The organism is Rhodococcus sp. 077-4, assembly GCF_047782425.1.
In the GTDB taxonomy this organism is placed as follows: Bacteria; Actinomycetota; Actinomycetes; order Mycobacteriales; family Mycobacteriaceae; genus Rhodococcoides.
Genome location: NZ_JAJPWC010000001.1, coordinates 1,480,988 through 1,505,273, shown reverse-complemented (window position 1 = coordinate 1,505,273; position 24,286 = coordinate 1,480,988). Strand labels below are relative to the sequence as shown.

General features: G+C 65.3%; 31 protein-coding genes. 2 read left to right on the top strand and 29 right to left on the bottom strand.

The window, feature by feature from the left end; genetic code table 11:
* Positions 1-36 precede the first annotated feature (36 nt).
* The 13 genes from ACNEOT_RS07435 to ACNEOT_RS07375 all read right to left on the bottom strand — a co-directional run bounded on the left by ACNEOT_RS07435 (position 37) and on the right by ACNEOT_RS07375 (position 8,823).
* Positions 37-318, bottom strand: a complete 282-nt coding sequence (locus tag ACNEOT_RS07435; RefSeq protein ID WP_415973253.1) for a metal-sensitive transcriptional regulator — start codon at positions 316-318, stop codon at positions 37-39.
* A 16-nt stretch (positions 319-334) separates the two neighbouring features.
* Positions 335-586, bottom strand: a complete 252-nt coding sequence (locus tag ACNEOT_RS07430; RefSeq protein WP_415973252.1) for a hypothetical protein — start codon at positions 584-586, stop codon at positions 335-337.
* Positions 583-1,008 carry a hypothetical protein gene (locus tag ACNEOT_RS07425; protein WP_415973693.1) on the bottom strand — a complete coding sequence of 142 codons (426 nt, stop codon included), beginning with the start codon at positions 1,006-1,008 and terminating at the stop codon, positions 583-585. Before ACNEOT_RS07425 ends, ACNEOT_RS07430 begins: the two co-directional genes overlap by 4 nt.
* 52 nt (positions 1,009-1,060) lie before the next feature.
* The gene (locus ACNEOT_RS07420) at positions 1,061-1,501 is read right to left on the bottom strand and encodes a hypothetical protein (RefSeq protein WP_415973251.1); all 441 of its coding nucleotides are present in this window, start codon (positions 1,499-1,501) and stop codon (positions 1,061-1,063) included.
* Between the two features lie 70 nt (positions 1,502-1,571).
* Positions 1,572-1,745, bottom strand: coding sequence for a hypothetical protein (locus tag ACNEOT_RS07415; protein WP_415973250.1), 174 nt, complete (start codon positions 1,743-1,745; stop codon positions 1,572-1,574).
* Positions 1,746-1,824: 79 nt separating this feature from the next.
* Entirely contained in the window at positions 1,825-2,463 is a 639-nt protein-coding gene (locus ACNEOT_RS07410; protein ID WP_415973249.1) for a hypothetical protein, read from the bottom strand.
* Positions 2,460-3,434 carry a porphobilinogen synthase gene (gene hemB / locus ACNEOT_RS07405; protein ID WP_415973248.1) on the bottom strand — a complete coding sequence of 325 codons (975 nt, stop codon included), beginning with the start codon at positions 3,432-3,434 and terminating at the stop codon, positions 2,460-2,462. The genes ACNEOT_RS07410 and hemB overlap by 4 nt, the downstream gene beginning before the upstream one ends.
* Before the next feature lie 75 nt (positions 3,435-3,509).
* Positions 3,510-5,072 (bottom strand): uroporphyrinogen-III synthase, encoded by a 1,563-nt coding sequence (locus tag ACNEOT_RS07400; RefSeq protein ID WP_068046447.1) that lies wholly within the window; start codon positions 5,070-5,072, stop codon positions 3,510-3,512.
* Entirely contained in the window at positions 5,069-5,239 is a 171-nt protein-coding gene (locus tag ACNEOT_RS07395) for a hypothetical protein (protein ID WP_415973247.1), read from the bottom strand. The genes ACNEOT_RS07400 and ACNEOT_RS07395 overlap by 4 nt, the downstream gene beginning before the upstream one ends.
* Positions 5,232-6,209 carry a hydroxymethylbilane synthase gene (hemC, locus tag ACNEOT_RS07390; protein WP_415973246.1) on the bottom strand — a complete coding sequence of 326 codons (978 nt, stop codon included), beginning with the start codon at positions 6,207-6,209 and terminating at the stop codon, positions 5,232-5,234. The genes ACNEOT_RS07395 and hemC overlap by 8 nt, the downstream gene beginning before the upstream one ends.
* Entirely contained in the window at positions 6,206-7,603 is a 1,398-nt protein-coding gene (locus ACNEOT_RS07385; RefSeq protein ID WP_415973245.1) for a glutamyl-tRNA reductase, read from the bottom strand. The genes hemC and ACNEOT_RS07385 overlap by 4 nt, the downstream gene beginning before the upstream one ends.
* Positions 7,600-8,385, bottom strand: a complete 786-nt coding sequence (locus tag ACNEOT_RS07380) for a redox-sensing transcriptional repressor Rex (RefSeq protein WP_415973244.1) — start codon at positions 8,383-8,385, stop codon at positions 7,600-7,602. Before ACNEOT_RS07380 ends, ACNEOT_RS07385 begins: the two co-directional genes overlap by 4 nt.
* A gap of 156 nt (positions 8,386-8,541) precedes the next feature.
* Entirely contained in the window at positions 8,542-8,823 is a 282-nt protein-coding gene (locus ACNEOT_RS07375) for a glutaredoxin family protein (protein ID WP_415973243.1), read from the bottom strand.
* Positions 8,824-9,028: 205 nt separating this feature from the next.
* Here ACNEOT_RS07375 and ACNEOT_RS07370 point away from each other — a divergent pair, with 205 nt between their 5' ends.
* Positions 9,029-9,964, top strand: a complete 936-nt coding sequence (locus tag ACNEOT_RS07370; RefSeq protein WP_415973692.1) for an HAD family hydrolase — start codon at positions 9,029-9,031, stop codon at positions 9,962-9,964.
* A gap of 19 nt (positions 9,965-9,983) precedes the next feature.
* On the opposite strand, the gene ACNEOT_RS07365 is transcribed toward ACNEOT_RS07370, so the two are convergent.
* From ACNEOT_RS07365 to ACNEOT_RS07320, 10 genes are all read right to left on the bottom strand, one after another.
* Positions 9,984-10,472: a GNAT family N-acetyltransferase gene (locus tag ACNEOT_RS07365; protein ID WP_415973242.1), complete on the bottom strand. Its 489-nt coding sequence runs from the start codon at positions 10,470-10,472 to the stop codon at positions 9,984-9,986.
* A gap of 22 nt (positions 10,473-10,494) precedes the next feature.
* Positions 10,495-11,544, bottom strand: a complete 1,050-nt coding sequence (locus ACNEOT_RS07360; protein WP_415973241.1) for a lysophospholipid acyltransferase family protein — start codon at positions 11,542-11,544, stop codon at positions 10,495-10,497.
* Positions 11,541-12,704, bottom strand: coding sequence for an NAD-dependent epimerase/dehydratase family protein (locus ACNEOT_RS07355; RefSeq protein ID WP_415973240.1), 1,164 nt, complete (start codon positions 12,702-12,704; stop codon positions 11,541-11,543). Before ACNEOT_RS07355 ends, ACNEOT_RS07360 begins: the two co-directional genes overlap by 4 nt.
* Positions 12,705-12,848: 144 nt before the next feature.
* Positions 12,849-12,950, bottom strand: coding sequence for a 30S ribosomal protein bS22 (locus ACNEOT_RS07350; RefSeq protein WP_003402602.1), 102 nt, complete (start codon positions 12,948-12,950; stop codon positions 12,849-12,851).
* Between the two features lie 203 nt (positions 12,951-13,153).
* The gene (locus tag ACNEOT_RS07345) at positions 13,154-13,390 is read right to left on the bottom strand and encodes a helix-turn-helix domain-containing protein (protein ID WP_415973239.1); all 237 of its coding nucleotides are present in this window, start codon (positions 13,388-13,390) and stop codon (positions 13,154-13,156) included.
* 127 nt (positions 13,391-13,517) lie between these two features.
* Positions 13,518-14,333, bottom strand: a complete 816-nt coding sequence (gene proC / locus ACNEOT_RS07340; RefSeq protein WP_415973238.1) for a pyrroline-5-carboxylate reductase — start codon at positions 14,331-14,333, stop codon at positions 13,518-13,520.
* A gap of 18 nt (positions 14,334-14,351) precedes the next feature.
* Positions 14,352-15,206, bottom strand: a complete 855-nt coding sequence (locus ACNEOT_RS07335) for a thioesterase family protein (protein WP_415973237.1) — start codon at positions 15,204-15,206, stop codon at positions 14,352-14,354.
* 22 nt (positions 15,207-15,228) lie between these two features.
* A complete protein-coding gene (locus ACNEOT_RS07330; RefSeq protein WP_415973236.1) occupies positions 15,229-16,071 on the bottom strand; it encodes a sugar phosphate isomerase/epimerase family protein in 843 nt (280 codons plus the stop codon).
* Between the two features lie 13 nt (positions 16,072-16,084).
* Complete coding sequence (locus ACNEOT_RS07325; protein WP_415973235.1) at positions 16,085-17,278, bottom strand: hypothetical protein; 1,194 nt, start codon at positions 17,276-17,278, stop codon at positions 16,085-16,087.
* Positions 17,275-18,228 carry a hypothetical protein gene (locus ACNEOT_RS07320; RefSeq protein ID WP_415973234.1) on the bottom strand — a complete coding sequence of 318 codons (954 nt, stop codon included), beginning with the start codon at positions 18,226-18,228 and terminating at the stop codon, positions 17,275-17,277. Before ACNEOT_RS07320 ends, ACNEOT_RS07325 begins: the two co-directional genes overlap by 4 nt.
* Before the next feature lie 78 nt (positions 18,229-18,306).
* Here ACNEOT_RS07320 and ACNEOT_RS07315 point away from each other — a divergent pair, with 78 nt between their 5' ends.
* Entirely contained in the window at positions 18,307-19,068 is a 762-nt protein-coding gene (locus ACNEOT_RS07315; protein WP_415973691.1) for a hypothetical protein, read from the top strand.
* 48 nt (positions 19,069-19,116) lie between these two features.
* On the opposite strand, the gene ACNEOT_RS07310 is transcribed toward ACNEOT_RS07315, so the two are convergent.
* The 6 genes from ACNEOT_RS07310 to ACNEOT_RS07285 all read right to left on the bottom strand — a co-directional run bounded on the left by ACNEOT_RS07310 (position 19,117) and on the right by ACNEOT_RS07285 (position 24,188).
* Positions 19,117-19,806: a response regulator transcription factor gene (locus ACNEOT_RS07310; protein ID WP_032380369.1), complete on the bottom strand. Its 690-nt coding sequence runs from the start codon at positions 19,804-19,806 to the stop codon at positions 19,117-19,119.
* Positions 19,803-20,975: a sensor histidine kinase gene (locus ACNEOT_RS07305; RefSeq protein ID WP_415973233.1), complete on the bottom strand. Its 1,173-nt coding sequence runs from the start codon at positions 20,973-20,975 to the stop codon at positions 19,803-19,805. Before ACNEOT_RS07305 ends, ACNEOT_RS07310 begins: the two co-directional genes overlap by 4 nt.
* Positions 20,976-21,112: 137 nt before the next feature.
* Complete coding sequence (locus tag ACNEOT_RS07300) at positions 21,113-21,868, bottom strand: phosphoglyceromutase (protein WP_415973232.1); 756 nt, start codon at positions 21,866-21,868, stop codon at positions 21,113-21,115.
* Positions 21,865-23,007, bottom strand: a complete 1,143-nt coding sequence (locus ACNEOT_RS07295) for a low temperature requirement protein A (RefSeq protein WP_415973690.1) — start codon at positions 23,005-23,007, stop codon at positions 21,865-21,867. Before ACNEOT_RS07295 ends, ACNEOT_RS07300 begins: the two co-directional genes overlap by 4 nt.
* 197 nt (positions 23,008-23,204) lie before the next feature.
* Complete coding sequence (locus ACNEOT_RS07290; RefSeq protein WP_415973231.1) at positions 23,205-23,606, bottom strand: hypothetical protein; 402 nt, start codon at positions 23,604-23,606, stop codon at positions 23,205-23,207.
* Positions 23,607-23,618: 12 nt separating this feature from the next.
* The gene (locus ACNEOT_RS07285; RefSeq protein WP_415973230.1) at positions 23,619-24,188 is read right to left on the bottom strand and encodes a DUF3558 domain-containing protein; all 570 of its coding nucleotides are present in this window, start codon (positions 24,186-24,188) and stop codon (positions 23,619-23,621) included.
* Positions 24,189-24,286: the final 98 nt, after the last annotated feature.

The following is a 24,286-nucleotide window of genomic DNA, read 5'->3' as shown; positions in this document are numbered from 1 at the left end:
TCCTTGTTCGTCGGAATCACACTGGCGCTTGTCTCGTCAGGAACGCACCAGCCGCGCGATGGCCTCGGACGCCTCTTTCACTTTGGCATCCGCCTCGGGTCCGCCCTGCCTCGCGGCCTCGACGACGCAGCCGGCGAGATGGGCGTCGAGCAATTTCAGCGAGACCGACTGCAGCGCTTTGGTCGCCGCGGACACCTGAGTGAGGACGTCGATGCAATAGCGATCGTCGGCGACCATCCTCGATATCCCGGCAACTTGACCCTCGATACGGCGCAGTCGCTTCAACAGATCGTCCTGCTCGGCGTTGTAGCTGCTCATACCGCCAACCATACCCCTACCCGGTAGGGGGTGTTCCATCCGAAAGGACTCGACGGACACCGTCGACGATCAGCAGCCCGGCCACGAGGGCCGCCACTGCGGCCGACGCGATCCAGGACCCCGAGTAGAACGTTCCCGAATATGCCGGAGACACGTCGGGAACAGCCGGAAACTCGCTGGTACGCACGCCCGCATTCCAGCACGCCACCGCCCCGATCACCGCCAGCAGTGCGAGCACCAGCTCCGCCCATCCGAGGGACTTGCTCACTGACACTCCTGCTTTGCCGTCACCAGAGCCGCCCGTAGCCCGTCGTCGTCCTTCGCCCACGCTTGCACCAGCCCACCGCCGACCAGACGCAGCCCGATGCCGTGACGCTTGCGCGGCACACCCGAGAGTTCTCCGAGCACCCGCGCGGTCTCCCACTTCTTGGGCTCGTACTCACCGTCGGCGTATTCGGCCGGCGGCAGAATCTCGTCGATCTCGTCGAGGTCGACGGTCTCCGTTCCCTGACGCAGCCTGCTCGGGGTGAGTTCGACGCTGACGTGCATGCGCGCGGCGCGGAGCTGAACGTACGTGAGCCCGGCGAGGATCAGCGAGAACAACGCGAGGGCGAACCAGTGGATCACCGGGCCGGATGCGAGCTCGACCGCGAGCACCACGAGGCAGAACACCGGCCCCCACGCCAGCATGCGCCACCGACCACCGGGCTCGTGAAAGAGCACGGGCTCGTCGGTGGGCGTTTCACTGCTCACGGAAGAACCACTCTCGGGCCGACGGTCGGTACACCAGAACCGCTGCCACGACCAGCGTCACGGTGATGACCAGCAGGACGAAAGGAAATACCAGTGCGGCGAACGTCAGCAGCAGCGCCACGGCTCCCGACAGTGCCACCAGGGCGCGTCGGAACCTGCGGTCGCCGCCGCGGACCGGGCCGGACATCAGACCGACAGCCAAGCCGACGACCCCGAAGATCACGCCGAGTCCGCGAAAGACGCTCAGGAAGGAATCGATTTCTTCGTCGGTCGCACCACCGGTGGTGAACGATGCGCGGATCTGGTCCGCGGGAAGTGTCAAGGCGACCATGCAGACGACGATCAGCAGTACTGCCGAGGCCAGCCACAGCCAGTAGGCGACGGACACCACTCGGGGCATGGCGATGGGTGCGTCGGTGTCGGAGCTCACGCCAGACATCCTGCCACCGCGGACGGGCAGACTGGTCGGCCGGCCGAGATTGCACTCCGACGCGAGGCGCTCAGCCTGCTGATATACCCAGCGCCATGATCGCAATGGCGGCCGAGACGGCGAGCAGCAACCCCAGCAGGGCCCAACCGGGGCGGCCGCTCTCCGCAGGGCAGGGCTCACCGTCGACGGCCTGCGCGGCAGTCGGCGCAGTGAAGCTCACAGCTGCAGGGGTGTTCTCTGCCATGTCGCATCCGATCACTCGAGAAGATATCGAAAGTGATGCTAGTCACAGATTCGGCGCGACGCCCAGAACACGCCCGAATCTAGCGTTTTCCCGACGCGAGGAAGTATTCGTTGGATTCACGACGATGCATCAGGTAGATCGCGGCTGCTGCCAGCACTCCCTGGCCGATGCTCAGCACACTCATGACGATGCTCATCGCGCCGGCGCTCGACGCCATGGCGAACAGGTCGAGCAGGGTGGTGAACACGGTGAACGACCCGATGACGGTCAGCAGCATGCGCGCCCACATCTTGCCCGCGCGCATCCGCTTGACCCAGAACAGGAACAGTGCCCCGAAACCGAGTACGACGAACACCGTGACGACGAGCATCACCGTCACCATCGACTGCGTGGATTCGACGGTCAGGTCGGCGGCCGCGTCCTGCGCTGCGAGGTCGTCGAGCAAGGACTGCGCAAATTCTTCGCGCGCACCGAACAGCGTCCACACCGAGTACAGCGCCGACATCGCTCCGATCAGCGCCACTCCCCACCACAGGTGGCGTGCGGTCTCTACGTCGACGGGAGCCGGACGCGGGGTCGGCTCGAGATCCGGTCCGGTGTGCGGAAATCCGTGCTCGGCTTCCCAGCGCTGCCAATCCGGCTGTGGCGGTTGATTGTTGGGTACGTTGCTGTCGGGGTTGTTGCTGTCGGGGTTGTTGTTCGGTGGGTAATCGTTCACAGCCAGCCCGCCACTTCGGTAGCCCAATAGGTCAGTACCACGTCGGCACCCGCCCGCCGAATACCGACGAGCGACTCCAGGACCGCTGCGTCGCGATCGATCCACCCGTTCTGCGCGGCGGCGGTGATCATGGCATATTCCCCCGAGATCTGATACGCCGCAACCGGTACCGGTGACATCTCGGCGACGTCGCGGAGAATATCCAGATACGACATCGCCGGCTTCACCATCACCATGTCGGCACCCTCGGCGAGATCGAGCTCCACCTCGTGCGTGGCCTCGCGGCGATTGCGTGCGTCCTGCTGATACGTTCGGCGATCGCCTTGCAGCGACGACCCCACTGCCTCGCGGAACGGGCCGTAGAACGCGGAGGCGTACTTCGCCGAATACGCCAACTGGCCCACCTCGACGTGACCTGCGGCATCGAGCCCGGCACGGATTGCGCCGACCTGCCCGTCCATCATTCCGCTCGGCCCCAACAGGTGCGCACCCGCGTCCGCCTGCGCGAGAGCCATGTCCACGTAGCGCAACAGGGTGGCGTCGTTGTCGATCGAACCGTTCTCCCCCAACACCCCGCAGTGACCGTGCGACGTGAACTCGTCCAGGCACGTGTCGGCCATGATGACCGTCGAATCCCCGAGATCGGCCTTCAGGCGCGCCAACCCACGATTGAGAATTCCATCGGGATCGGTTGCCCCCGAACCGGTTTCGTCCTTGTCCTCGGGCTTGGGCACACCGAAGAGCATGACGCCGCCGACTCCTGCCGCCACGGCCTCCTCGGCCGCAACACTCAACGAGTCGAGGGTGTGTTGGAACACGCCCGGCATCGAGCTGATGGCTTTGGGCTCGGATATGCCGTCGGCGACGAACATCGGCAACACCAGATGCCGCGGCTCCAGCGAGGTTTCGGCCACGAGTCGGCGCAGGGCCGGGGTGCGGCGTAGGCGTCGGGGACGGTCGGTGGGGAACAACGTCGAACCTGCCTCACTTCGTTCGTCGTGCGCGTTTTGCGTAGTTCTGGCTAGGCAAAACGCGCACGAGGCGCGTCAGCGCCTACGTGACTTCTTGCGCGGCGGGGGCAGTGCACCCTCGGCGCGCAGGCGAGCCGCGTGCTCGGCCAGTGCTTCGACCAACGGTCCGACCTGAGCCGACTCGGGCTGCACGTCCACCCGCAGACCGAACTCGACGGCCGTCTCGGCGGTCTTGGGGCCGATGCACGCAACCAGGGTGCGGGCGTGCGGCTTTCCGGCGATGCCGACCAGGTTCCGGACGGTGGAACTCGACGTGAAGCACACTGCGTCGAAGCCGCCGGTCTTGATCATCTCGCGGGTCTCGGCGGGGGGCGGCGCCGCCCGGACGGTGCGGTACGCGGTGACGTCGTCGATCTCCCAGCCCCGCTCGCGCAGACCCTCGGCGAGCGTCTCGGTCGCAATGTCGGCGCGCGGCAACAGAACTCGATTGACCGGGTCGAAGACCTCGTCGTACGGCGGGAAGTCTTCGAGCAGTCCGAGCGAGCTCTGCTCACCGGAGGGCACCAGTTCGGGGTTGATGCCGAACGAGCGCACCTTGGCTGCGGTTGCTTCGCCGACGCAGGCAATCTTGACGCCCGAGAACGCGCGAGCGTCGAGTCCGAACTCCTCGAACTTCTCCCACACTGCGCGAACGGCGTTGGTGGAGGTGAAGACGACCCACTGGTAGCGGCCGTCGACCAGACCCTTGACGGAGCGTTCCATCTGGGCCGGGCTGCGCGGGGGCTCGACGGCGATGGTCGGCACCTCGATGGGGATGGCTCCGTGGGTGACGAGGCGATCGCTCATCTCCCCTGCCTGGTCCTTGGTGCGCGGCACCAGCACGGTCCAGCCGTACAGGGCGCGAGACTCCCACCAGGACATCTTGTTTCGGCCCGAGACGACCTTGCCCACGGTGACGACGAGCGATCCGACGAGCTCTGATCCGGCGTCGTTGAGCGTGGCGAGGGTGGCCTCGACGGTGCGCTGCTGACGGGTGGTGCCGCGGACGGTGATGGCCGCGGGCGTCTGCGGCGCGAGACCGTGTTCGACGAGGGCACTGGCGGTTTCGGCCAGATGACCCGACGTGGCATGCAACACCAACGGTCCGGGAGCAGCAGCGAGTGCTGCCCAGTCGACCTCGCCGCGGACATCGGCTTCGGTGTGACCCGAGCCCAATGCCATGCCGGCGTAGCTGGGCACCGCGGATCCCGACGGTAGGCCGGGTAGCACCTCGAACGGCACATGCGTGCGAGCGACAGCGCTGACCTCGGCGATCACCGAGTCGGTGGTGAGCGGATCACCGGAGACCAGACGAACCACATCGTGGCCGTTCTTGGCTTCGGCGAGAAGCGTTTTGGCCACCTCGGCGGGCTCGCCGAGTGCCGGGCGAACCTCGACACCGTTCTCGCCCGTCTCCGGGTCACGCGGAACGTCGGCACCGACCAGGGCGGTGACGCCCTTGTCGACGTCGGGATCGGTGAAAGCGAGCTCGGCCGCTCCGAGCACTTCACGTGCCCGGACCGTGAGCAGAGCCGGGTCACCCGGCCCGGATCCCACGAACAGGATCCGTCCGTTGGTGTTCTTGCGGACTGGGCTCATCGGTTGTTCTCCAGTGCTGTCTTGTGTGGGTACTGCAGTTCTATCGGGGTTGCGGTGCCCCGTTTCGGAATCAGTCGAGCGGTGGCGATCGACTCTCTTCGCACGATCGGACGGGTCGCCTTGCGTTTGGCGCGTCCGCGGACGGGTGCCGTTATGGCCCTAGACATGAGTTCCACCCTGTGCGTGAGAACCGGCCTGCGCAGGTTCGGTGACTGAAACGAGTTCGCGCGCACCGAGATCGAGCAGTTCGCGGGCCAGTTCCCGGCCCAGCTCCTCGGCCCGGTCGGGTGATCCGACGATCGACGCGCGGATGGTGTCGCTGCCGTCGATGGCGGCGACGCAGCCACGCAAGGACAGTTCGTCGAAGATGCGGCCGTCCTCGTCGATGGATTCGACGACCTCCGCGATCGCACCCACCGGAGCGGTGCAGCCGGCTTCGAGTTCGGCGAGCAGCCCGCGCTCGGCTGCCACAGCGGCGCGCGAGTGTGCGTCGTCCAAGGTGGCGATCGCGGTCACGAGATCGGTGTCTTCGACGCGACATTCGACTGCCAGCGCGCCCTGTGCGGGTGCCGGGAGCAATTGCACCGGATCGAGAGCTTCGGTGACGACGTCGAGTCGGCCGATGCGGGACAGTCCGGCGCGGGCGACGATGACGGCGTCGAGCTCGCCCGATGCCACCTTCCCGATCCGCGTGTCGAGGTTGCCACGCAGCGGCTGGACGTCCAATCCCTGTCCGAGAGCGCGCAATTGAGCGATCCGGCGGGGTGCGGACGTGCCGACCTTCGCATCGGCCGGGAGCTCGCCGAGTACCAGCCCGTCGCGGGCGACCAGGGCGTCCCGCGGGTCCTCGCGCACCGGGATGGCGGCGATGGTGAACCTGTCGTCGGCGGCCGTCGGCAGGTCCTTGTAGGAGTGGACGGCGATGTCGACGGTGCCGTCGGCCAGCGCCTCGCGCAGCGCCGCGGTGAAGACACCGACGCCGATGGTCTGCACGGGAGCAGCCGACAGATCGCCTGCGGTCTTGACGATCACCAATTCCGCTTCGACTCCGGCTGCGGCGAGAGCCACCCGAACGGTGTCGGCCTGGGTGGTCGCGAGAAGGCTTCCGCGAGTACCGATCTTGACGATGTCGGTCATTCCGCACGCTCCTGACCGGTGGTGCCGGGCCGCAGATCGGTGCGGCTGGCGGTGAAATCGTCCACCAGCTCGAGCGAGCCGATCTCCATCGGGGTGGCAACGGCGTCGACCGAACCGGGGCTCAACTCGAACAACTCGCGCAGCGCGGCGGCGTAGGAATCCCCGCCCGGCGTGCTGGCGAGCTGCTTGACGCGCACGGTGGGCGAATGCAGCAGCTTGTCCACGACGCGGCGCACGGTGCGCGCCACCTCGTCACGCTGCGGTGAGTCGAGCCCGGGCAGCCGCGATTCGAGGCGCAACAGCTCTCCCTCGACCACCTCGGCGGCGCGCTGGCGCAGTGCCGTGACGGTGGGGGTGACCTCGGCAAGTCGTTGTCCGGCAAGGTAACCCGAGAGTTCGCTCGAGACGATCTCGCGGGCGGCCGATGCGTCGTTGGCCGCGGCGCCGGCAGCGGGATCGCGCTGCAGAGACTCCATGTCGAAGACTGTGATGCCCGGCAGACCGGCCACTGCGGCGTCGACGTCGCGCGGCAGACCGAGGTCGCAGATCACCAGTGGGCGATCGGAGCCGCGGCGAGCGAGCGCGAGGTGGGCGTCGGCGATGGAGACCACGGCCCCCACCGCGCCGGTACAGGTGATGAGGATATCGGCCTCGGCGACGGCGTCGGCCAGATTCTCCAGGGCGACCGAGGTTGCCGCGATGCCGTTGGAGACGGCGTTCTCCGCCAGATGGTCGGCCCGCTCGCGGGTGCGGTTGACGACGGTCAGCGAACCGATGCCTGCACGGCCGAGGTGTGCGACGGCGAGGCCGCCCATCGCTCCGGCTCCGAGGACGACGGCCGTACGGCCTGCGAGGGAACCGTCGAACTTCTCGGCGGCGCGGTCGAGGGCCACCGACACCACGGACGCTCCGGCGGCGTCGATTCCGGTTTCACTGTGCACACGCTTGCCGACGCGCAGAGCCTGCTGCGCCAGTTCGTGCATCACCCGGCCCGATGCCTGTTGCCCGTCCGAGGCGGCGTAGGCCGAACGGATCTGGCCGAGGATCTGCTGCTCTCCGATGACCATGGAGTCCAGGCCGCTGGCCACAGCGAAGAGGTGCTCGACGGCTGCCTCGCTGTAGCGAACGTAGGCGTGCTTGGTCAGGTCGGCGATCTCGAGCCCGGAGTGCTCACCGAGAACTTCGCCGACGGCAGTGAGCGCGCCGTGGAAGGCGTCGACGACGGCGTAGATCTCGACACGATTGCACGTGGATACCACCATGACCTCGGAAATGCTTCCGCTGGCCATCAACTTGTCGGTCAGTTTCGGGCGATCGGTGTCCGTGATGGCGACACGCTCGAGGACTGCGACGGGAGCGCTACGGTGCGATATCCCGACGAGAAGGACACTCACGGTGCAATCACCGATCCGTTTCTTGTCGAACTGTTGGCTGGGCTTGGATTGCCGGCGATACGCGGGCCGTGACTGCGGCCGAGGCGCGCCGTGGATGTGAGCGGCGCGGTCACGATGGTCGGTTCGGACAGGTTGCGGGAGCTGTTGAACGAGAGCACCTGCATCTCGACGGCCAGATCCACTCGTCGTACCTCGACGTGTTCGGGGACATCGAGAACCATCGACGAAAAGCTCAGGATGCATTCGACGCCACCGGAGACGAGTTGCTCGGCAACGCTGTGCACGGCCTCGTCGGGGGTGGCGATGACGCCGATGGTGGCTTCGAGCTCACGGCAGGCCGGGGCGAGCTCGTCGACGTGCCGGACGGTGAGGCCGTCGATATCGGTGCCCACTCGTGCCGGGTCACTGTCGAAGAGGCCGACCATCGTGAAACCGCGGCGAGCGAACCCGCCGTATCCGGCCAGGGCCTGTCCGAGGTTGCCGACTCCCGCCAGGACGACGCGGTGGCCGCGGTCGAGTCCGAGTGCGCTGTCGATCTTGGCGCGCAGGCGTGCCACGTCGTAGCCGACTCCGCGAACGCCGTTGGGGCCGAGAAAGGAGAGATCCTTGCGCAGCTTCGCCGAACCGACGCCTGCTGCGGTGGCCAGTTCTTCGCTGGAGACGATGAGAACGCCCTCGTCTGCGAGGATCGAGAGGACCCGCAGGTACGTCGCCAGACGGGTGACCGTAGCCTGAGGGATGACCCGCTCTACGCCGCTGGGCGACGGGCGCTCTTCGGTCACGTCTGGGGCTCCTCGTCCGAGCGGCAACGCTGCCGTTCTTCACGCTGATCCTGCGTTCGTGTCTATTTCACGGACGCTGTTCACACCACGGTAACTGCTTGTGAACGAATGAACAAAGTTGCGCACACCGGCCCTCACCTGCACACGCGAGACCTATCACACGTTCTTAGGGTTCCCTGCCCGGGTGAGATCGGCTCGCAATCGGGGCACGTCCACCTCCCAGTAACTGTGTTCGATGCCGTCGAGCAACACCACGGGCACTCGGTCGCCGTACTCCGCACGCAGGTCAGGCGATTCCGCTGCCGCCTCGTCGACGTCGACGACCGTGACGGCCACGCCGAATTCGCGGCACACGCCCTCGAGCACCTCGAGCGCGTGGGTGCAGGAATGGCAGCCTGCGCGGGTGAGAAGAGCCACGCCGGTGAGAGTTCTTTCCATCCGTCCACTCTGACACGACCGTGACAGAGACGAAGGTCACAGCGACCGGGTACGTCGGGAAGTGTTCATCGTCGGTAAGCACTGTCCTGCGACCCTCGTGTCGGACGCACGCATTAGGCTGCGAGTGAAGTACCGGCGAGGGAGGTGGACGGAAGTGAGTGACGGGGGAACAGACCTGCCGATCGAGAACACGCCCGATATCGACATGGTCGATACGAACGATCCGATCGAAGACAAGCAGTTCAAGCGCCGCATCCGCAGAATCCGCAATCCGTTCGGTCCGACCGATGCCGAAGTTCGCGCCAACGTGGCGGGTGAAGCCAGCGCCGACGCCGCTCTCGCACTGCAGGTCGAGTCGGAGGGAGCAATTCCTCGGGATCTGACTGCGGCTGCCTTCTTCGACGTGGACAACACCATGGTTCAGGGCGCGTCGATCATTCATTTCGCGCGCGGACTCGCCGCACGCAAGTACTTCACCAGCGGTGACTTGGCCCAATTCGCTTGGCAGCAAGTCAAATTCAGAGTCAGCGGTAAGGAGAACAGCGAGGACGTGGCCAGCGGTCGCGAGAAGGCGCTCTCGTTCATCACCGGCCGTCCCACCGCCGAGCTGACTCGGCTCGGCGAGGAGATCTACGACGAGATGATCGCCGACAAGATCTGGGCGGGCACCCGCTCTCTCGCTCAGATGCACCTCGATGCCGGCCAGCAGGTCTGGCTCGTGACGGCCACTCCCCTCGAATTGGCGCAGATCATCGCCAAACGCCTCGGGCTGACCGGTGCGCTCGGAACCGTCGCGGAAAGCAAGGACGGGGTGTTCACCGGCCGCCTCGTCGGCGACATTCTGCACGGCATCGGCAAGGCGCACGCGGTACGCTCGCTGGCTGTACGCGAAGGCCTGAACCTCAAGCGCTGCACCGCATATTCGGACAGTCACAACGATGTGCCCATGCTCTCGCTCGTCGGCACTGCCGTGGCGATCAACCCCGATACCGACCTGCGTGAGTTGGCCAAGAATCGGGGCTGGGAGATCCGCGACTACCGCACCGGTCGCAAGGCTGCCAAGATCGGCGTACCCACGGCATTGGCGTTGGGCGCGGTGGGCGGCGGTCTCGCTGCGGTGATCGGCCGCCGCAAGGCCTAGTTCACCGGGTTGCCGGCGGTCAGAGCGTGAGCTGCATCAGCGTCAGGTCCAACCACCGACCGAACTTGACGCCCACCTCCGGCATCTGCCCGACGGTGACGAATCCGAACTTCTGGTGCAGCGCGATCGACGTGGTGTTCTCGGACTCGATGAACCCCACCAGAACGTGTACGTTCCCGGCCTTGGCCCGTTCGATCAGTTCGCTCAGTAGCGCACTGGCCAATCCTCGACGGTAGAAGTCTCGGTGGATGTACACCGAATGCTCCACCGAGTGCCGGTACCCGCTCTTGACCCGCCACTGCCCGTACGACGCGTAGCCGGCCACCCGGCCGTCGACCTCGGCCGTGAGGACGGGGTATCCCGCGGCGACCCGTCCCTCGAACCAGGCTCTCCGATCGCCGAGGTCGACCTGTTCTTCGTCCCAGATGGCGGTGGTGTTGGCTACCGCATCGTTGTGGATGTCGAGAATTTCGGGTAGGTCGTCGGCGATGGTGTCGCGAATATGCACTGCCACACCATAACCCGCGCTTCTATCCCAGGAAGACGTTGCGCCTCTTGGCGAGCAGTCGATACAGGGTGTGCTGAATGGTTTCTCGTACGTGGTCGGTCAGCTCGAACAGCACCATCGGATCCTCGAACGCGGCGCAGTCGTATCCGTCGGTGTGGATCGGCTTGCCGAATTCGATGTACCACTTGGACGGCAACGGGATCAGCCCCAGCGGGCCGAGGTGCGGGAACAACGGCGTGACCGGAAAATAAGGTATGCCCATCAGGCGTGCCAGGGGCGTGATGTCGCCGATCTTCGGGTAGATCTCCTCCGAGCCCACGATGGAGCACGGGATGATCGGCGCGCCCGTTCGCAGGGCGGCCGACACGAACCCCCCGCGTCCGAATCGCTGCAACTTGTAGCGCTCGCTGAACGGTTTGCCGATGCCCTTGAAGCCCTCCGGGAACACCGCGGCGAGCTCGCCGGTGCGCAACAGGCGCTCGGCATCGGGGTTGCACGCCAGGGTGTGCCCGGCTTTGCGCGCGATGGTGCCGACACCCGGCATCTCGAAAGCCATGTCGGCGGCCAACATTCGCAGCGGGCGGTGAGCCGGGTGATGGTCGCGCACGGCGACCGAGGTCATCAGCGCATCGACCGGCACGACGCCGGCGTGGTTGGCAACGACGAGCGCGCCGCCGTCGGACGGGATGTTCTCGATGCCTTTGACCTCGACACGGAACCACTTGTCGAACAGTGGCCGCAGCAGCGGAAGCCAGACGGCATCGGCGAAATGTGGATCGTAACCGAACTCGTCGACGCTGTAGTCACCGGCAAGACGCCTACGCACGAATTCCGCGACCGAGGAAATCTGATCGACGATCGTGGTCTTGGTGTCGTCGATCATCGACAGCAGCGGAGCGGGAATCGCCGGTGTCACAGCCGACGCCGCGGCGGGGGCCGGGTCGAGTAGTGGCGTCGGCTCGCGCGGATCGGCGTACGCGGAGGGGTGCCGTTCACGCGAGCCCTGCGAAGCACGGGCCGAGCGGCCGGCCGTGCCGCCGTGCAATGGAATCACTTTGGCCACTTCGCTCACCTGTCCCCTCCCGAACTACGCTCCGCAATCGAACTACCAAGGGCTTCCGAACCACGAAGCGCGTCCGAACCACGCAGTGCTGCGAGTGCGCGCGCCGTCGACGCGCCCGTTTCGACGGCCGAGACCAGTCGATCCTCGACGCTGTCGACCCACTCGGTTCTGATCACCGGTCGCAGCGCTGCGCCTCGGACGAAGTCGTCGAATGCCTGAACCGTAGTCCACCGCGGCTCGAAGCCGAGGACGGACCGCATGCGGGTGGTGTCGAGGCCGCATCCGAAATGGAAGTAGTCGAGTTGCTCGGTGGTGAACTCTCGCATCATGCCGCCCATGAGGGCACGGCCGACGCTTTTGAAGAGCGGAAACGGTACCGGCACCTGAACTCGGCCGGCTCGACGGATCGCCTGGGAGAGCATGATCGTGCCGTCGGCTCCGATGTTGAATGTGCCTGCCGACCCCCCGATGGTGGCGCGTTCGAGCGCGGCGAGGGCGTCTTCCTCGTGCAGCAGCTGCATGCGTGCGTCCCGGCCGACGATGCTCGGGATCAGCGGTGAGGTCATATAACGCGAGATGGTCCCGTTCAGTCGCGGACCGATCAGCGGAGCCATCCGCAATATGGACACCGCGATGTCCGGTCGTCGACGGCCGAGTCCGCGAACGTATCCCTCGATGTCGATGGTGTCTCGTGCGTACGCCCCGCTCGGTGGGCGTCGCGCGCTCATCTCCTCGGTGAATTTCACGGGATCCTTCGCGCTGCAGCCGTACACCGAGGACGACGAACGCAGGACCACCTTCTCCACCGTCGGTGATTTCTGGCAGACCGCGAACAGCTGCATTGCACCGATGACGTTGAGGTCCTTCATCGTGGCGCGGCCACCGGACTTCGGGGGCTTGGCGACGGTGGCGGCGTGCACCACGGTATCGACGCCGGCATTTCGAATCACTTTGCCGATCAACGGATTACGGATGTCGGCGCGAACGAATTCTGCGCGACCCATGCGGCGCAACAGATCTTTGCTCGGAGACTTCGCGTCGACGGCGATGACCCGTTCGATCTGCGGATTCTGGGCGAGTCTGGTGACGAGGTAGCCGCCGAGGAATCGGCTCGCTCCGGTCACCAGTACCACTCGAGGCGCGGGGGAACCACGATCGCTCGGACTCACTGCGCACCCCCAACGTCGGTTCCGCTGCAAAGCCTACCTCGATCACCTGGGGTCGGGGTGGACGAGAAGAAAAGCCGTTCTTCGAACGGAAGAAGCCCGCCACCGATGGTGACGGGCTTTCCCGTGAAGCAGATGACGGCAGGCTTATTTGCCGAGTTTCCTGCGCTGCACGCGGGTACGACGAAGCAGCTTGCGGTGCTTCTTCTTCGACATGCGCTTGCGACGCTTCTTGATCACTGAACCCATGCGGGTGTCCTCACGTTCTTCTCTAGCGTTTTCGCGCACGCCGTTTGCGTACGCCTACCTGACAACCAAGCCCTGAGGCTGCGGTCACCGAGCTGGCGCTGGGGCCACGTACTCGCCCACGGCTGCACACCGGCTGGCTGGCACGACGAGCGCCAATCCTACCGGTGTGAACGGTGACTTACGAAACCGGCCCGGCTTTGTTGCTAGCCTGCGTCGAAATACGAGGTCTCCAGGTAGTCGTGTACCGCTTTCGCGTGCACACGGAACGATCGACCCACCCGCACTGCAGGTAGGTCACCCGACTTGATCAGCCGGTACACCGTCATCTTCGAGACCCTCATCAGACCCGCTACCTCAGCCACTGTGAGGAATTGCGTTCCAGCCAAGGCTGATTGACCGTCCTGGGGCGCACCCTTGGACGGCTTGTTTATAGACGCCATAAATTCACTTACCTCCGGCACGTCTCATGCGGCAGGCTTCCCCTCCTGCCGAACAGACACGCACGTGCTACCCCCGAGCCTATAGGGACAGATGGGGTTACTGCGACGGGTGTGGGGAAAAGATTTTTTATTCTGCTGTGATGCCCATCTCAATGGATCGGGCATTTGCGGCACCGAGAGCATCGAAAAACGCTGCTCGGAGGCCGTTTCGTTCCAATTCACGCACCGCCGAAGCGGTGGTACCGCCCGGAGAGGTCACCGCGTACCGAAGCTCGATCGCGCTCTCGTCGGAGCGATCCAGCATCGCTCCCGAACCCACCATCGTCTGAACCACGAGCGCCGACGCCACGTCCCGGCTCAATCCCAGGCCCACTCCCGCGTCGATCATGGCCTCGGCCACCAGGAAGAAATAGGCCGGACCGGATCCCGAGACGGCTGTCACGGCGTCGAGCTGATTCTCCTTGACGACGACGACCTTCCCGACGGCCGAGAGGATCGAGCGAACGAGCTCGAGGTGCTCGGCGCGGGCGTATTTGCCCGGTGCCAGCACGCTGACGCCCTCCCCCACGAGCATCGGAGTATTGGGCATCACCCGAACGACGGGAAACCCGGCGGGGAGCTTGGGCTCGAACTTGGCGGTGGGAACGCCTGCGGCGAGGGAGACGATGAGTTGTTCGCGGTCGCCGTCGAGTTCGATCTTGGTGATCTCGGTCAGTGCTGCCTCGATGTCGGCAGGCTTGACCGCCAACACGATCACGTCGGCACCCTCGGAAGCGTCGGCCACCGTGGTGGTGAACACGCCGAACTCCTTCGCGATCTGCTTCGCGCGGGCCTCCGACTTCTCGGAGACCACCAGATCGCGTACCGCGTGGCCGGACTCGAGGAGTCCCGCGATCAACGCCTCGCCGATTCGTCCGCCGCCGATCACTGCAATTCTCGTCATGCGGCCCAGCCTGCCATGTCAGTTCGAGCGCGGCACCATCGCCAACTGTCTGCTCTGCACCACCACGGCACCGGTCGAGTCCATCACCAGATGGTCCTCCTCGAACCAGGTGCTGCCGATGACGGTGCTGGTCGCCGCCACTCGCAGCCACCCCGGTGCAGGACGGCGCCGCAGGTAGGTCGTCAGCTGCACCGTCGGAGCCCACCCGAACATTCCGCGGTTCATGGTCACCGGAGCCGAGATGTCGCCGGTCATCAGCGCGAACAGCACGGCGGTGTCCACGTCCGCCTCGTCGCCCGCGAAGGGACGCACCCACAATCGGATCTCTGCCTCACCCTTCTCGCCGGTCAGGAACGACGCCGACGACGGGTCGATCCGCATCTCACAGCCTTTCGCGACGTGCACGATGGACGCCATCGGATGGTCCCCTGCGACTGCCAGAGTCTCGGCGGGAGGCTCCACGGCCATGGACGCCAACGACGTCGGCGTTTCGTGGTGCGGATTCTCGGAATCGGGACGACCGAGGGTCACCACCGCCCGTACTGCGACGCGTCCGGCCTGGGTGAGCTCGACGTCCACGTGCGAGACCTGGCGACCGCGTTTGCGGACCAGCGTCGTCAGCGCCACCTCACCGGGATCGGGCGCGGCCAGGTAACTGACACTGACCGCGAGCGGCTGGATCTCGGCCTGATCCGGGTCGGTCAGCACGATCTGCTGACGTGCTGCTGCAGCGCACACGGCGAGCATCGCGCCGCCGTGCACCTTGGGACCGATGGTCCAGGTCGAGTCGATCGCGCCCGCGAACGACGCGGTGTCGGAGGTGACGTCGAGCGCGGTGAGAGTGGTGGCGGACTTGAACGGGCTGGAACTCATTCCGGTCAACTTACCGGCGGCCTCAGGACAGGTGTGCGCGGGCGAACTGCAGTGCTTGCCCGAGCATCGACGCGCGCTCGGGCACCGTCCGCGCGTTCTGCGTGTTGATCTCGATCACGGCCTGGCCCTCGAAGCCTCGGCGCACCAGTTCGGTGCACACCTCGACGCACGGCTGGCTCCCGTGCCCTGGGATGAGGTGCTCGTCCACGGATGCACCCCGGCCGTCGGCCAGATGAAGGTGCGCGATGCCGTCACCCATCCGGTCGAGCATCTCCAATGCGTCGGAGCCCGCTGTCGCCGTGTGCGAGAGGTCGAGGGTGTAGTGACCGTGGCCGACGTCCGTCGGATCGTACGAGGGCGAGAACGCCGACAGAGCCGCGCCCGGTCCGCCCCGACGTTCGAGTCGCTGTGCGGATTTCTCCTTGCGGCCGAAGAAGCGGTCGGCCCGCATGGGAAACATGTTCTCGACGGCGACCAACACATGAGAGTTCGCTTCGAGTTCGGCGACCTGATCGGAGAAGCCCTCGCTGTACTTGCGTTGCCAGCGGAACGGCGGATGCACCACCACCGTCGCCGAGCCCAGTTTCTCGGCCACCTCCACCGACCGGGCGAGTTTGGCGACCGGATCCGATCCCCACACGCGCTGCGATATCAACAGGCACGGCGCGTGGATCGCCTGCACCGGCATCGAGTACTCCCGCGAGAGCGCGGCCACTGCGTCGACGTCCTGGCTGACCGATTCGGCCCACACCATCAGTTCGACGCCGTCGTACCCGAGTTCGGCGGCATAGCGGAACGCCGCCTCGGTGTTCTGCGGATACACCGAGGCCGTGGACAGTCCGACCTTGATTCGCTTCGCGGCCATCGATCTTCGGCGCTCAGTTGGTACTGAGCTGGAAGGCGAGCGGACCGAGCGTGACGAACACACCGACGGCAATGGCGATGACGATGGATATCAGGTCATCGGTGCGCCGAAGGATTCTCACCACCGCGACGAGTCCGACGATGACGAGCACCGACAGCACCAGCGCAACCCACGGCAACACGTCCCACAGCTGCTCGAAGCCCTTGAACAGCAATGCGCCGACCACGATCGACACCACGGCCTGGCCGATGAGCACCAGCCACTGCCGGACGGCACCGCCCTTGCTCTTGACTGTTGCTGAGCGACGATCGGTGCGCGAGGCTGCATTCGTGCCGCCCGTTTCGGCATCCTGGGCACTACCGAGTGCCGATTCCGTATCGGCCTCGTCCGCGGGCCGAGGCTTCACGAGGTCGACGGCCTCGGTGGTGGCGGGAGTACCGTCCGTCGCCTGTTCGTCGGTCGAGCCGCCCTTGTCCGCCGGGACGATCGTCGTGTCCTCGTCGTCGCGCTGAATACGCGGAGATACCGCCGTCTTGGCCAGATCGTCGACATCGATCAGCGCTGCTCGCGGGGCGACATCGGTGTTCGGCTCGGCCACCTCGACCTGACGTGGTGCCTGAAAACCTGCGGGCGTGCGGGCCCGACCCTTCTCGGCCGGGTTCGAGCCGTACGGCAATCGCTCCGGCGTTGGCGTCGCAGCCGAACGCTGTCCGCGTTCGGTGTCGTCGTGCGACCGATTGAGCAAGTCACCGGCCACCGTGGTGGAGCCGGACAGCAATTCCGGCTCGGGCTGCTGCTTCTCGCGCCGACCCGCGGGTTGAAACGGGGTCGGGCGAACACTGTGCGGCCGAGCAGGTTGCGGACGGGAGGAGACCGCGGCGGCCTTCGGCGCGTTGTCCTCTGCCGCGTTGTCCTCTGCCGCGTTGTCCTCTACTGCGGCGTCGTTTTCATGGGGCTCTGCCGGCGTCGTGTCGGGAGTCTCGTCCTGGGACGTATCCGAGCTCGGGGTCTCGACCACCAGCGCGCTGCGATTGCCCGGCTCGTCCCGGACAACCGGAATCTCCCCGGTCAGCTCGGCGACGGAGATGCCGCCCTTGACGCCGCGGCGTCGTCGCCCGCCTGCGCTCAGATTCGTCTTCTGGCCGTTTCGGGCCAAAAGCTCGGCTACCGAGATCTGTCCGGTGTCCTCCGGGTTGGCGTCGTTCATTTCGAACTCCCCACCAGATCGCCGTCGGTTTCGGTGTCCAGCTTCCTCAAAATCAAACCTTCCCTCAGCGCCCACGGGCAGATCTCGAGTGATTCCACCGACAATGCCCGCATGCTCGCCTCCGCTACCAGAGCCCCGGCCACCAGTTGTGGTGACCTGTCGGCGCTGACGCCTTCCAATTCTGCACGGTCGGCGGCCGTCATCCGCGATATGAAGGCTATGAGTTGCCTCAAGCCGCTCGCGGTGAGCGTCCGCGTGACTCTGGGACCGGCGGCGGAGGGTGCTGCACCGGTCAAGCGAGCCAACGAACGGAATGTCTTCGACGTTCCCACGGCGCGGTCGGCATCTCCAGCGGCCAGCAGCTCTTTGGCCGGGGTCGCCAGCTCGGCATCGAGCCAGTCCCGAAGGACGGCGATGCGACGCTTACCGGGCGGGTCCTCGTCGAGCCAGTCCCGGGTGAGGCGGCCCGCACCGAGCTGCAGCGAGAAGGCCACGTCCGGGTTCTCGTCACTGCCGCTCGTCAGTTCGAGCGATCCGCCGCCGATGTCGAGACCGAGGATGCGGCCGGCGCTCCAGCCGTACCAACGGCGTACCGCGAGAAACGTCAACCGCGCTTCGTCGACACCGGACAGGGTCTGCAGGGAAACTCCGGTTTCGCTCTGGACGCGGGCGAGCACGTCGTCGGAGTTGTAGGCGTCGCGCACGGCCGAGGTCGCGAAGGCCATCAGCTCACTGCAGCCGGATCGTTGCGCGATGGCCGCGAACTCACGGACCTCGTTGACGAGGCGATCCGCGCCCTCGCCGGTGATGTTTCCGTACGCATCGGTGTTCTCGGAGAGGCGCAACGTGGCCTTGCTCGAGCTCATCGGGGTGGGGTGTGCACCACGGTGGGCATCCACTACGAGCAGATGCACCGTGTTGCTACCGACGTCGAGCACCCCTAATCGCACATGCCCACGGTACTGGGTCTACCGTCGTCGTTTGTGACAGCAGGTCGTGAGCAGCAGTCGTTCGCTGCAGAGGTCGAGATGGATTTCCCCCGGGAATGGGTCGAATTCCCCGACCCCGACAATTCCGAGCACCTGATCGCCGCAGATCTGACATGGCTGTTGTCCAACTGGACCTGCGTGTTCGGGACTCCCGCGTGCCAGGGAACCGTCGAGGGCCGCCCCGACGACGGTTGCTGCTCCCACGGCGCCTTCCTCTCCGACGAGGACGACAAACGCAAGCTCGACGAGTCGGTGAAGTTGCTCACGCCACAGGACTGGCAGCTGATGGACAAGGGTCTGGGCAAGAAGGGATACGTCGAATACGACGATCTCGACGACGAGCAGTCACTGCGCACCCGGCGCTACAAGGGTGCCTGCATCTTCCAGAATCGTCCCGGGTTCGCAGGCGGCATCGGGTGCGCCCTTCATTCGATGGCGCTGCGCAAGGGCATCGAACCACTCGAGGTCAAGCCCGACGTGTGCTGGCAACTGCCGATCCGACGCACCCAGGACTGGGTGACACGGCCGGACGGCTCCGAGATACTCAAGACCACGATCGGCGAGTACGACCGACGCGGCTGGGGCGAAGGCGGACTCGATCTGCACTGGTACTGCTCGGGCTCACCCGACGCTCACGTCGGCGCGAAGCAGGTGTTCGAGTCCTACAAGCCCGAGTTGACCGAGCTGCTCGGCAAAGCTGCGTACGAGGAGCTGGCGTCGCTGTGCAAACGTCGCCGCGGATTGGGTTTGATCGCAGTGCATCCGGCGACTCGTGAGGCGGAGCGGCTGCGCCGCACGTGAACGAAACTTCGTAGCCCACTACGAAGTTTCGCTCACCTGCCGCAGGCTCTACCCCTCGAGCTTGTAGCCCAATCCGCGCACTGTCACCAGGTGTTCCGGCTTGGCCGGGTCGGCCTCGATTTTCGAGCGCAGTCGCTTGACGTGCACGTCGAGGGTTTTGGTGTCGCCCACGTAGTCGGCTCCCCACACGCGGTCGATCAACTGTCCGCGTGTGAGCACTCGGCCGGAGTTGCGCAGCAGGTATTCGAGCAGATCGAATTCCTTGAGCGGCAACGTGATCTGCTCGGATCCGACCATCACCACGTGGCGTTCGACGTCCATGCGCACCGGTCCGGCTTCGAGTACTCCGGTGTCCACTCCGCCGTCTACCTCGGCGTCGGAGCCGCGGCGCAGTACTGCGCGGATGCGGGCGATGAGTTCGCGTGCCGAGTACGGCTTGGTGACGTAGTCGTCGGCACCGAGTTCGAGTCCGACGACCTTGTCGATCTCGCTGTCGCGTGCGGTCACCATGATGACGGGAACGCCTGAGCGCGAACGCAATTGCTTGCACACGTCGGTTCCGCTCATGCCGGGGAGCATGAGGTCGAGCAATACGATGTCCGCACCTGCGCGATCGAATTCCGCGAGCGCCGACGGTCCGTCTCCGACGACGGTGGCCTCGAAACCTTCCTTGCGAAGCAGGAAGGCCAGTGGATCGGCCAACGACTCTTCGTCTTCCACGATCAGAACGTTGGTCACTGATTCTCTCTTTCTGTAACCGAAGCGTCGTCTTCTTCTTCGAAGTACGCAGGGATCTGGAGGGTGAAGGTGGATCCGGTGCCCAGCTTGCTCCACAGCGAAATGCTGCCGTTGTGGTTGGCTGCGACGTGTTTGGCGATGGCCAGGCCGAGGCCTGTGCCGCCGGTGGCCCGCGACCGAGCTTTGTCGACGCGGAAGAATCTCTCGAAGACGCGTTCCTGGTCTCCCTTGGCGATGCCGATGCCGCGGTCGGTGACGGCGAACGCCACGTTGTTTCCGCGTAGGGCTCGACTCACCGATACCGGCGCACCGTCGGAGGAGTAGGCGATGGCGTTCTGGATGAGGTTGGCCAGGGCCGTCACCAGCAGCGCTTGGTCGCCGAGAACTTCGAGGCCGCTCGGGTGGTCGGTGGTGACGGAGATGCCTGCGTTCTCGGCGGCGAGCTTGGATCGGTCCATCGCTTCGTTGACGACGGTGTCGACGTCGACGACGTCGAGGTCGGGCAACTTCTCGGCCCCTTGCAGGCGGGAGAGTGCGATGAGCTCGGTCACCATGTTGCCCAACCGCTTCGACTCGGCGACGACCTTGCCGCCGAAGTGCCGGACGGAATCCGGGTCGTCGGCCGATTCGAGCAAGGCCTCGGCCAGCAGGCTCATTGCGCCGACGGGTGTCTTGAGTTCGTGGCTGACGTTGGCGACGAAGTCCCGACGCGTCGCCTCCATCCGGACCTGCTCGGAATCGTCGTCGGCGAACAGCACCACGAAGCGCTTGTCTTCCTTGCTCAACAGGCGCGCGACGCAGCGGACGGCGATCTTGTCGCGGCCGGTTCTCGGGTTCTTCGAGCTGAGGTCGACTTCGACGGGGTTGCCGCCGGCGAGGACCTTGAGCGCGGCATCCCAGGCCCGGTCGTCGATCAGACGGTTACGCACCAGACCGAGCTCCTCGGCTCGCGGATTCGACAGCACGACGTCGTGAAATTGATCGACGACGGCGATGCCGCTCTCCGATGCCAGGACGATCAGGTCCAGTACCTGCGACATCGTCAGCCCGGAGGTGGCGCGGCGCCGCTCCGAGTGTCGAGTGTTGAGGTAAGGGATGAGAACACCGCCGACGAGGTATCCCACGAAGGCCGCGGCGATTGCCAGTAGTACGGCCGATGCAACACTCACACCGGAATCGTACGTTCGATGGACAGCTCACATACGCAGGGTGCAGGCATTTCCCTGGTCGTCATAGTCCCCGTCGGCAGTGTTCTTCGATCGTTCACCTGCAGTTACGACAAAACGTCGGTTGGAGCGAGGTGGGGCTACTTGCCGCCCTGGTTTGCCACGGCAGCTGCACCTGCGGCCGCTGCTTCGGGGTCGAGATACGTCCCGCCCGGGTTGGTGGGCTTCAGCTTTCCGTCGACCTCTTCGAGGTTGTACTGCAGCGGAATGCCGGTGGGGATGTTCAGTTCGGCGATGTCGGCGTCGGAGATCTCGTCGAGGTACTTCACCAGCGCCCGCAGCGAGTTGCCGTGCGCGGCGACGAGGACGGTCTTGCCTGCCTTCAGATCCGCGACGATCGTCTCCTCGAAGTACGGGATGAGCCGCTCGACGACGTCGGCGAGGCATTCGGTCAGCGGAACGCTGTCCAGGTCTGCGTACCGCGGATCGGCGTCCTGGCTGTGCTCGCTACCGACCTCGATGGGCGGCGGCGGGGTGTCGTAGCTCCGACGCCACAGCATGAACTGCTCGTTGCCGTACTTGTCCTTGGTCTCGGCCTTGTTCAAGCCCTGCAGTGCGCCGTAGTGCCGCTCGTTGAGCCGCCAGTCGCGAACGACCGGAATCCAGTGCCGATCGGCGGCGTCGAGTGCGAGGTTGGCGGTGCTGATCGCGCGACGCAGTAGCGAGGTGTACAGCAGGTCGGGCAGGATGCCGGCCTCGGCGAGGAGCTGGCCGGCGCGCTTGCCCTCGGCTTCACCCTTCTCGGTCAGTCGCACGTCCACCCAACCGGTGAACTGGTTGGACGCATTCCATTCGCTCTCGCCGTGGCGAAGCAGAATCAGTGTTCCGATACTCATGTGGTCAGTTTCTCATGCTCGTCGCTGGTTGGCCCGCGTGCGACGAGTACGGCGACGACGACGATCATGACGACGGCGGTGAGGGTGATCGGGATGGGGATGACGGGGTCGAACAGCACGAGCACCGCTCCCACCGGCACCACGACATTGACCAGTCGATCGGCGTTGGCGCGAATGGCGATCAGCCAGACACCGAGAACGAACACCGCGATCGGGATGGTCACGGTGAACGACGCGGCGATGTCGCCGAGCTTGCTGTGTTCGGTCAGCACATCGATCTCGACCTCGATGCCCGCCGAGAACGCGCCTGCGGCCGCGAAGATGAAGTAGTGCGCGTAGCCGTACACCAGCGAGTTGCCGAACTTGCCGATCGCGCGGTGATGCGGGGGCCAGAAGTAGATCCACCACAGGCTTGCGGTGACGACCACGGTGAGGACCGAGATCGAGATGAGCGGTGCCAGAGCGGTCTTCTCGTGAAGTGCTTCGATGATGGCATTGGCCGACGCGAGCAGCGATTCGCCGAGCAGGATCAGTGTGAACAGTCCGTAGCGCTCGGTGATGTGGTGTGGATGCCAGGGCGTGGTCCCTCTGCGCTCGGCGATCAGGGGGACCGAGATCTCGACGCCGGCGAGAACGACGAACGCGATGATCGCGGCAGTGCCGTCGAACAGCAGCACCCACAGAATCCACAGGACCTGCACGCCCGCGATGCCCGCCGCGTACGTCAGCGCAGTCGTGCGCAGTTCGGAGTTTCTCGATGCCCGAAGCCACTGAGTCACCATCGCGATGCGCATGACGACGTAGCCGATCACCGTGATCGTGAAGTTCTGATCGTTGAATGCTGATTCGACTCCTGCAGCAAGCACCAGAACTCCGGCCATCTGCACGACGGTCAGCATGCGATAGAGCCAGTCGTCCGTATCGAAGGAGGTGGCGAACCAGGTGAAGTTCATCCACGCCCACCAGATCGCGAAGAACACCAGCAGGAAGCTGACGATGCCATCTGTGACGTGATTTTCGGTCAGCGCGTGATGAAGCTGTACCGCCGCGATGCTGACGGCAACGACGAACACCAGGTCGAAGAACAACTCGAGTGGACTCGCCGCGCGATGCGGTTCGTTGGGATCACGCGGGCGCATCGGCGCGAGTCGAGCAGCGGAGAGATTCACGAGACGCAGACTAAGTCATCCGATTCGCCGGTGTTGTGTTCGACGCATTCTTGCGAAGCAGCGGGTTTGAGCGACATGGGACCTCACACCCCTTTTGTCGAGCGCGCGCCTGGATTCACGTCGGATCAGGGGTGTGAGGCTCACAGAAAGGGTGTGAGGTTACCGGCCTACTCCCCCACACCCGCACCGATATCGCCGATCCGAGCTCCCACGCTTCGATCGACCGCCTCGGTCTCGACGAAATAGCGCCGGAAGACAGACCTCATCAACTCGATGACTTCGATGTGCTGCCTGATCACGACGGCCGCTGACCGTTCCTCGCCATCGGCCAATCGCTTGAACTTTCGTCCCAGCTGTTGGGCTGACGGAAGAGTGCCGAATGCGTCGAGATCGACGAGAAACTCGGTCTTCTGCACCATGCCCTCGAGGTGCGCTATATAGTCTGCGCAGGCCGCATCGCATTGTGCAGCAACACTTTCGGGAATTTCAAGCAATCCCGCTTCCGCCTGGGCGGACATCTCACGCCAATACTGCATCGACTCGTAGAGCTGACCTGAGTCTGATCCCATTGCCCTCTGCTCTCATTCAGTTTTCCTAGGCGGCAACGACGACAGCATCGCGCGCGCTATATGGTTGACCTCCGCACACGGGTCACCAGCCGGTTCGCTAGCGGCCCGTGTGTCGAGAACGAAATACACCAGACCCTGCTCGACTTCGAGCGCAAAGCCGCAACTTCGTCCGGCCGGACGGTCCGCGCGCAGAAACTCGTAGCCACCCAAGTCGTCGATCTTCGAGAACTGGCCGAAGCGGCTATTCAGCTGCAGATCATCGAGGGAGTGGAACCCGGAGAACATTCCCAGGAAGTACCACGACCCTGGATCAGGATCGGTCCAAATGCACGTCATCCAGTCGTTGGACAGCGGCGCATCCCCGAACAGGTTCGTTGTCTTGCTTTCCACATCGAGTCCGGCCGCTTCGACAGCGGCATCCGGAATGGTGCACGGATCCCATGGCTTGGCTGCAACCGGCGTCGCCTCCACCGCTGACGTCGACGACTCGGCGACGGGCGCGTCCTCCGACGCCCCGCCACATCCGGCGACCAATGCCATCGCGGCGACCAGACCTGCCGCCCACCATCGCGTCACGCTCACACCACTCCCCTTCGTCGAGCCCACCCACACCTTGGACGCGGCGAACGCAGCCCCGGTTCCACTGACCTCACACCCCTACTACCGACTGCGCGCCCGCA